We start from the raw sequence: 8554 nt of genomic DNA on the forward strand, positions 1-8554 counted from the left end.
GAGTGCATCGCTTCCATCCCTTTCAACGTCCGATGTGCAGATGTCCGGTTCTTAAGCGCGACTTTCGGCCCGAGGGTCCGCTTCAGTCGACCATGGTCGCCTTCCAGGATGTTGTTGAGGTATTTCACCTGCCGTTGTTCCACTGTTGGCGGGCCGATTCCCTCGGACTTCCACTCGGCGATTGCCCTGGCTAGGGAGGGTGCTTTATCTGTGTTGATCACTCTGGGATACCCGGCTGGCGCATTGGATCTGAGGGCCTTGGCCAGGAAACGCTTCGCTGCGGCCACGTTCCGCTTCGGGGAGAGGTAAAAAGTCCAGGGTCTGGCCACCGGCGGTGATCGCCCGATAGAGGTAGCACCACCTGCCGCCGACCCGGATATAGGTTTCATCCACCCGCCAGGAACTGGCCTGTGGGCAGAGACAAAGCCCTGGAATGAACTCCTGTCACCAGGGTCATTCCAGGGCATATTTCCCCTGACTAAGAGAAGCAGTGACACAGAAGGCCTACCTCAGCGTGGGCCCTGTGGGCGTGCAGGTTCCGTGTGTGGCTGGTGTGCTGTGGCATGGTCGGCAGCGATTGATGACCGACCTTGGAGCGGGTGCCTTGTCTGGTCTCGCGGTTCAGGGTGGGTGGACTATTCGGCGGGTTGGATCTCGCTCTCGGTGACCCACTTGTGGTTGGTCATCGTCATCCCGTCGACGGTGATATCAACCATGTAGACCGTCTCCTCGGTGGAGTAATCGATGGTGGCCTCAGCACCCTTCATGCCGGACATGTGCTCGGCATCTAGGACAACGCTCGCCCCGTCGGGCAGGGGGGCCTGACCCGGATCGACGAGCTCCTCATGGACGACCCAGCGGTGGTCGGTAACCGGGGCCCCACCCTCGGTGGGGGTGTAGCTGACCGAATAGGTCGTGGTATCAAACGCCCCGGAAATGGTGGCGGTGGCGCCGTCCATGCCGGGCATGTGGTCAGCGGTGAGGATGACCTCGGTGCCCACCGGGTACGTGGGATCCTCGGCCTCTTCAATGCCTGCCGGCGGTGCCCCGCCGTCGGCAGGGTGGTCGTGCCCGCCGTGCTCTTCGTCGGCAGTGGTGGAGTCTTCCTGGTGGGTCTCGTGGGTCTCTGCGGTTGCCGTCGTGGTGCTGGTGGTGTCGGCATCGTCGGAGTTGTCGGCGGCGTCGCTGCAGGCGGTCAGCGCCAGGGTGGAGGTCAGTACCAAGGCGGCGAGGGTAATGCTGCGTTTCATGAGTGTTTCTTTCAAAGGTGGTGTGAGTTAGGAGTCGAGGGACAAGGTCAGTCAGTAACGGTTACGGGGGATATCGACTCACTGTGTTCCTCCTTCCCGTCGGTCGGAGCCAGGTGAGCCGGCTCCAGATCAATGCGGCGCAACAGCTGGGCGTTCAGGGCCACCACGATGGTCGAGGCAGACATCAAGATCGCGCCCACGGCCGGGGACAGCACGAACCCGATCGAGGCGAGCACTCCGGCGGCCAGCGGCACGGCGAGGATGTTGTAGCCAGAGGCCCAGATCAGGTTCTGGATCATCTTGCGGTAGCTGGCCTGGGACAGCTCAATCATCGACAGCACTGCCCGCGGGTCATCACTGGCTAGGACCACCCCGGCAGATTCCATGGCCACATCCGTGCCGGCACCGATGGCGATACCGACCTCCGCGCGGGTCAGAGCGGGGGCGTCATTGACACCATCACCGACCATGGCCACGCTCAGGCCACGCTCCTGTAACTGGGTGACCTTGGTGTCCTTGTCCTGGGGCAGGACCTCGGCGAAGACTTCATCGATCCCCAGGTCCTTGCTCACTGCCTGGGCCACCTGCTGCGCGTCACCGGTGATCATCGCGACCTTCACCCCGCGGTCCTGCAGGGCTTTGACGGCGGCGCGGGATTCGGGGCGGATCTTGTCCTCGACGGCCACGGCACCGATGATCTGACCGTCGCGGACAATATGGAGCACGCCGGCCCCACGCCCGGTCCAGGCGCTGGTGGTGTCGGTGAGCTCGGCCGGGGTGGTGAGGTTGAACTCGCGCAGCATGTTCGGCCCACCCACGAGGATCTCAGCGCCATCGACAGTGGCCCGGACCCCGCGGCCGGAGGCGGCGGTGAAACCGGTTGCGCGCAGTGGGCGGCGTGAGGCCTCCGGGTGTGCGGCCGCGGCAGCCACGATGGCGCGGGCCACGGGGTGTTCACTATCGGCCTCGGCGGCGGCGGCCAGGGCCAGCAGGTGCCCTTCCGAAGTACCGGGCACCGGGGCGACACCGGTGACCGCGTGCGCACCCTCGGTCAGGGTGCCGGTTTTGTCGAAGAGCACCACGTCGATGGTGCGCATCCGCTCGAGCGCCATCCGGTCCTTGATGAGCACCCCGGATTTCGCGGCCCGCTCGCTGGAGATCGCAATGACCAGAGGAATCGCCAGGCCCAGGGCGTGCGGACAGGCGATGACTAGCACCGTAGCCGTGCGCACCACGGCATCGTCTGGGCTGCCGATGGTGGTCCACACCACCGCGGTGATCAGAGCGGAGATCAGCGCGAACCAGAACAACAACGCTGCCGCCCGATCCGCCAGGGCCTGGGCCCGGGAGGAGGACTCCTGGGCGTCGGCAACCATGCGTTGGATCCCGGCCAGGGCGGTGTCCCCGCCGGTAGCCTCCACCCGGATGCGGACGGTGTTGTCGGTGGCCACGGTACCGGCGACCACCTTGTCACCGGTGTCGCGGAAGACGGGACGGGATTCGCCAGTGATCATCGCCTCATCGAATTCGGCGGCTCCGTCGAGGATGGTTCCGTCGGCCGGCACTCGGGCACCGGCCCTCACCAGCACGACGTCGTCGACGACCAGCTCGGAGATGGCCACGGTGCGGGTAGTCCCGTCGATGACTTTCTCGGCCTCATCCGGCAGCAGGGCAGCCAGCGCGTCAAGCGCGGAGGACGCGGCCCCGAGAGCGCGCATCTCCAGCCAGTGCCCCAGCAGCATGATGGTCACCAGCAGGGCCAGCTCCCACCAGAAGTCCAGCTCAAAACCGCCCAGCCCCAGAGTGGTGACCCAGGAGGCCACAAACGCCACGGTGATGGCCATGGCGATCAGGAGCATCATCCCGGGTTGGCGGGATTTCAGTTCTTTCCATCCGCCCTTGAGGAAAGGCATTCCGCCGTAGACGAAGATGATCGTGCCCAGCACCGGGGGGATCCAGGTGGAACCAGGGAATGCCGGGAGGTGGTAGCCGAGCAGGTGGGCGACCATGGGGCTGAAAATAGCGACGGGAATGGACAGAATCAGCGACCACCAGAAGCGGCCCCGAAACATTGCGGTACTGTGTCCGGCGTGTTCGCCGTGACCATGAACGTGGTGGTCTTCGTCCAGGGCGGAGTGCGGGTGATCGTGGGGCATCGCCTGGCCGTGGGTGTCGGCATCTGCGTGGTGTTCATGGCTGGCATGATCCGGGTGGTGGGTGTGGTCTGTTTCCGGAGCGGGGTGATCACCATGGTGAGCGCCCGAATGATTGGGAGTGCTCATGACGTTCCTTTCGCTCAACCCGGTCGGGGTCGAGATGATGGGTAAAACTGATCAGGATAAGACGGCGTAGCCGGCCTCCTCAATGGCCGGCGAACCATCTCCGGAGGTACGACACCGGTGACCGTGACGGTGGAAACACCACCAGCAGCGAGATCAATCTGGACGTCGTCGACCTGGGGGAGGGCCTGAAGAGCCAGGGTCACGCTTTTCGCGCAGTGCCCGCAGGTCAGGCCGGTGACCTGGTAGCTAGGGGAGGACCCTCCTGCTGACGAGTCGCTGGCGGCAGGGATGGAGGCGGTGTCGGCACGTGAGGCAGGCCCGCAACAGCTGCAGCCGTGGGAGACCATCGGCAAGAGGCGGGGCGGGGAGGTGATCATGGGAAAGCTCCTACGGGTCGGTGGGATGCGGCGATGCTACTCTCTAACGTATACCCCCCCGGGGTATATTTTCAATGGGTGGAGGGCACGGCCCTCACGCGGGGCAGGGTGTGGTTACTGAGCAGCCTCCTCACTGTCGGGAGGGGACAGCGGGAGGCGGAGGGCAAACACCGCTCCGCGACCAGGTCCGGGGGAGGTGGCGGTGAGAGTGCCGCCGTGGGCCTCGATCAATGCCTTGGAGATGGTCAGACCGATACCGGCCCCGCCGTTGTCCCGGGTGCGGGCGGCATCCCCCGGTAGAAGCGTTCGAAGATGTGTCCGAGCTGGTCAGGTGGGATGCCCTCGCCGTCATCGGCGACGTGGATGAGCGCGGTGGAGGCCCCCTGTCGGTGGACGCTGATCCGGACCTGCCCGCCAGCCGGGGTGTGCCGTAGCGCGTTCGACAGGAGATTGCTCATCACCTGGCCGAAGCGTTGCCGGTCCACGAGCACCCGGGCGGTGTCCGTAATGGTCTCGACCTGTAAATCGACGCCTTTGTCAGCATAAGCTTCCCCCGCGGCAGCAGCGGCGGTATGGAGCAGATCCCCGAGCCCTTCCTCCGCCAGGTCCAAATCGATCCGGTGTTCCTGGGCCCGGGAGACATCGTCAATGTCTTCCATCAACCGGGTCAGGCGGGTGAGTTGGTCAGCCATGATCGTGTGGGTGGCATTATTCCAGTCCACGACCCCGTCCTGGAGACCATCGAGGTAGACCGTGAGCACCGATAAGGGGGTGCCCATTTCGTGGGCCAGATCAGAGAGCATCTGGCGGCGGACCTGTTCGGTATGTTCCAGCCGGTCGGCCATGGTGTTGAAGGCATGCGCCAGGGTGGTGACCTCGGGGCCTGCTTTTCCGGCGGGCACGCGGATACGGGAGTTGCCGGCCGTCAGGCTGGTAGCGGCGCGGGTGAGATCCTGCAGGGGGGTGCGCAGACGACGCGATAACCACAGGCTGGCCAGCAGGGCGCTGATCAAGGCGGTGGGCAGGGCGACGGCCAGGGTGATCAGGTTGGCGCCCCGGTAGGCCTGCTCGGCATGGAACAGCTCCAGCGAGGGGTCCTCCTGGCCGGTCATCAACATATGATCATGGAACAGGGTCGGACCCACCATCGTGGCCACGGCCGCGGCCACCAGTAGGCTAATCACCACGACCAACACCTGGGCGGCCAGGAAGCGGAAGGTCAGGCCGGGTCCGTGATTCATGGTTGCCCCACCCGGTAGCCCACGCCACGCACGGTGTCGATAAACCCCCGGCCCCGGGTGTCGGTGCCGAGCTTGCGACGCAAGTTGCCGATGTGGACATCGACGATGCGTTCATCACCGACCCAGGTGGTGTCCCAGACCTCGGTGACCAGGTCGTGGCGGGTCAGCACCTGGCCGGGGCGCAGGGCCAGGGCAACCAGCAGCTCGAACTCCGTCCGGGTGAGCTCCACGGTCGTCTCCCCTACCCGCACCTGATGGGCGATGGGGTCAAGGATGAGGTCACCAACGATCAAGGGGGTGGTCACCTGCGGTGGGGTGGTGCTGGTGCGCGGGCGGCGCAGCACCGCATGCACCCGGGTCACCAGTTCCCGGATGCTAAAAGGTTTGGTGATGTAGTCATCCGCCCCCAGGGTCAAACCGTTGATCTTGTCGTCCTCGCTGCCCCGTGCGGTGAGCATGAGGATGTAGCAGTCCGAGAAGGTGCGGATCCGTCGGCACACCTCTAGGCCGTCGAGTTCGGGCAGCCCCAGATCCAGCACCACGACATCGGGGGAAAAGCGACGGGCCTCGTCCACGGCCTGGGTACCGGTGTGCGCCTGGAGGGTATCGAAGCCGGCCCGGATGAGGTAGGAAGCCACCATCTGAGCCAGGGGTTGTTCATCATCGACGACCAGCACCCGCCCCGGGGGCGTGGCGGTGGTCGGTGTGCGGTCAGCCATAGACCCCAGTATCGCTCCGGCTAGGGGGGGAATACCACCCTCGCTCAGTACCCGGCGGGAAATCTTCATCAAATCTTCAAACATCACCCTTCGACCGCCGTCACCCCTGTGCCCCACCCCGGGCCGGCGGCATCGCCTCCCCTGGTCGGTTCAGCAGGCGCCACCAGGGATTTCACTGCCTGCACCGCATACCCGGGGCGGGTAGAAGGACATCGCCCACGGCTGTGGGGTGGTGTTCCGGTGGTGACCCAGCCCACCGAATTCACCCCCTTTTTCGCCCTGTTATAAGGCTGCGAGCAGGGTTTTGAATTCTAGTCCGTCAGGCACCCGTGCTAGATAAAGGTATGGCATCGACCTTGAGGCGGTGTCTTCTTATGGCCTTACCACGATCCAAGGAGATTGACGTGAAACGAGCAGCGATCGCAGCCGCCGCCCTTGCCCTCGCCCTCACGGGGTGTTCGGCCGCCGACCCGGAACCCACCGCTGACGGGACGGTGTCCCAGGATACATTCCTGACTGCCCATGGCCTGGTCGACATGGACGCGGTGGAGATCATTGATCACCTCGACCGGCAGAAGGTCACTGAGCGTCCCACGGATCTGATCGCCTCCGTGCGTGCCGATGAACTGCTGCTCTCGAGCGATGGCCAGGAAGTCGTGGTCGATCTTCCCGACAATCAGACGTATGTCTCGATCGCACCCTATCTCACCTCCACCCACGACTGCTTCTACCACAGCCTTACGACCTGCCGGGGGGAACTCGACAATGAGGATATCCAGGTCACGATCACCGATGAGGCGACCGGTGAGGTGCTGGTGGACGAGGCGACAACCACCTTCGACAACGGGTTTATTGGCTTCTGGCTTCCCGATGATGTCACTGGCCTGATTGAGGTCAGCTACCAGGGGCGTACCGGCACCGCGGAGTTTTCCACCGCCGACGACGGTGCCACCTGTGTCACGGACCTGCGCCTGACGTGATGGCTCAGCAGGGTCCTCACCTGCGCGTGTCTCCCGTATTACTGAAATCTAGCACCAAGGAAGGTTAAATCATGATGAACGGATTTTCCCGACGACAGTTTCTGGTCGGCGGGCTCGTTCTCGCCGGCACCGGGGCCGTGGCCGCCTGCACCAGCGACCCTGGACCCGCTGCCTCGGCACCAGGTTCTTCTCTTCGCCCCACTCCCACCCCTACTGCGCTCGGTGAGCCGACGGTGCGCCGGAAACTGACCGCCCGGCCCCTTTCTCTGGATATCGGCGGTATCGAAGCCAAGACGTGGGGATACGTCTCTGACACCGGGGATGCGGCCATTGAGGCCACCGCCGGCGACGTCCTCCAGGTCGATATCACCAATGAACTGCCTGAGAGCACCTCCATCCACTGGCATGGCATCGCACTCCACAACGCAGCCGACGGTGTGCCCGGCATGACCCAGGACCCCATTGAACCTGGCGAGTCTTTCTCCTATGTTTTTGAAGTCCCCCACGGTGGCACCTACTTCTACCATTCCCACACCGGCCTGCAGCTTGATCGCGGCCTCCACGCCCCACTGATCATCCGCGACCCGCAAGACGCTGAGGACCAGGATGTCGAGTGGACCATCGTGCTCGACGACTGGGTCGATGGCATTCAGGGCACTCCCGACGATGAGCTCGACAAGCTCACCGGAATGGGTTCGGGCGACCATAACGGGAAGAAGGGGATGGGAGGTCACGGCCATATGATGCACGGCACCCCGGACCGGGTACTGGGCGGGGATGCCGGCGATGTGATGTATCCGCACTACCTCATCAACGGACGTATCCCCCGTGCTCACCGGACCTTCGAGGCTCGCCCGGGCGACAAGGCCCGCCTGCGGTTTATCAACTCCGGCGGTGACACCATCTTCAAGGTGGCCCTCGGTGGTCACCGCATGACCGTCACCCACACCGACGGCTTCCCTGTCCAGCCCTGGGAGACCGAATCGATCTACCTGTCGATGGGCGAGCGTGTCGACGTTGAGGTCATCCTCGGCGACGGCATCTTCCCGCTCACGGCTTTGGCGGTGGGTAAGGACGACCGCGCCTTCGCCGTCATCCGCACCGCCGGCGGCCAGGCCCCCCACCCGGATGTCGACTTCCCCGAGTTGTCGTCCACCGGACTGCTTCTGTCCTCCCTGAAGCCAGCAGACCGTGCACTCCTGCCCGAGGGCACACCAGACCGAGAAGTCAGCATCGACCTGGGCGGGCAGATGATGCCGTATGAATGGAGCATTCTCACCGACGGCCAATCCTCCTCCGCGACCGTGCAGGAGGGCCAGCGCCTGCGGATGGTCATGCGCAACAGGACCATGATGCCCCATCCCATGCACATCCACGGCCACACGTGGGCGCTGCCTGGCAGCGGCGGACTACGCAAGGACACGGTCCTTCTCCGCCACGGTGAAACCATGATCGCCGACCTGATCGCTGACAACCCCGGCGAGTGGGCATTTCACTGCCATAACGCCTATCACATGGAAACCGGGATGGTCAGCTCGCTTCGCTACGAGTAACCTCCACAGCAGGGTTGAGTGCCGAGGTGGGCGGGGTGTCCCCCGAGTAGTGGACACGGCGTTGGTGTCAGGGTTGAGCAGTGTGTGCCAGGAGTCGATGGGTTTGAAGTATGCGTCAGTGAAGTGCCCCGGGTTTTGTTCCTAGGCATTTG

General features: G+C 64.4%; 5 protein-coding genes and 3 pseudogenes. 2 read left to right on the forward strand and 6 right to left on the reverse strand.

Features of this window, described 5'->3' with window-relative positions:
* From HMPREF3227_RS08600 to HMPREF3227_RS08625, 6 genes and pseudogenes are all read right to left on the reverse strand, one after another.
* Positions 1-411: pseudogene (locus HMPREF3227_RS08600) on the reverse strand (IS6 family transposase); the annotation flags it as partial.
* Between the two features lie 224 nt (positions 412-635).
* The gene (locus HMPREF3227_RS08605) at positions 636-1250 is read right to left on the reverse strand and encodes a YdhK family protein (RefSeq protein ID WP_046453122.1); all 615 of its coding nucleotides are present in this window, start codon (positions 1248-1250) and stop codon (positions 636-638) included.
* A gap of 47 nt (positions 1251-1297) precedes the next feature.
* Entirely contained in the window at positions 1298-3532 is a 2235-nt protein-coding gene (locus tag HMPREF3227_RS08610; RefSeq protein WP_082750317.1) for a copper-translocating P-type ATPase, read from the reverse strand.
* 51 nt (positions 3533-3583) lie between these two features.
* A pseudogene (locus HMPREF3227_RS12955) lies at positions 3584-3909 on the reverse strand (heavy-metal-associated domain-containing protein).
* A 114-nt stretch (positions 3910-4023) separates the two neighbouring features.
* Positions 4024-5150, reverse strand: a pseudogene (locus HMPREF3227_RS08620) (sensor histidine kinase).
* Positions 5147-5869 carry a response regulator transcription factor gene (locus tag HMPREF3227_RS08625; protein ID WP_066491258.1) on the reverse strand — a complete coding sequence of 241 codons (723 nt, stop codon included), beginning with the start codon at positions 5867-5869 and terminating at the stop codon, positions 5147-5149. Before HMPREF3227_RS08625 ends, HMPREF3227_RS08620 begins: the two are co-directional and overlap by 4 nt.
* 404 nt (positions 5870-6273) lie before the next feature.
* Between HMPREF3227_RS08625 and HMPREF3227_RS08630 the strand changes: the two genes are divergently transcribed.
* Together HMPREF3227_RS08630 and HMPREF3227_RS08635 are read left to right on the forward strand one after the other, a co-directional pair.
* Positions 6274-6849 carry a CueP family metal-binding protein gene (locus tag HMPREF3227_RS08630; protein ID WP_066491250.1) on the forward strand — a complete coding sequence of 192 codons (576 nt, stop codon included), beginning with the start codon at positions 6274-6276 and terminating at the stop codon, positions 6847-6849.
* A gap of 71 nt (positions 6850-6920) precedes the next feature.
* A complete protein-coding gene (locus HMPREF3227_RS08635) occupies positions 6921-8402 on the forward strand; it encodes a multicopper oxidase family protein (RefSeq protein WP_066491253.1) in 1482 nt (493 codons plus the stop codon).
* Positions 8403-8554: the final 152 nt, after the last annotated feature.

The organism is Corynebacterium sp. CMW7794 (genome assembly GCF_001563605.1).
Lineage (GTDB): Bacteria > Actinomycetota > Actinomycetes > Mycobacteriales > Mycobacteriaceae > Corynebacterium > Corynebacterium phoceense.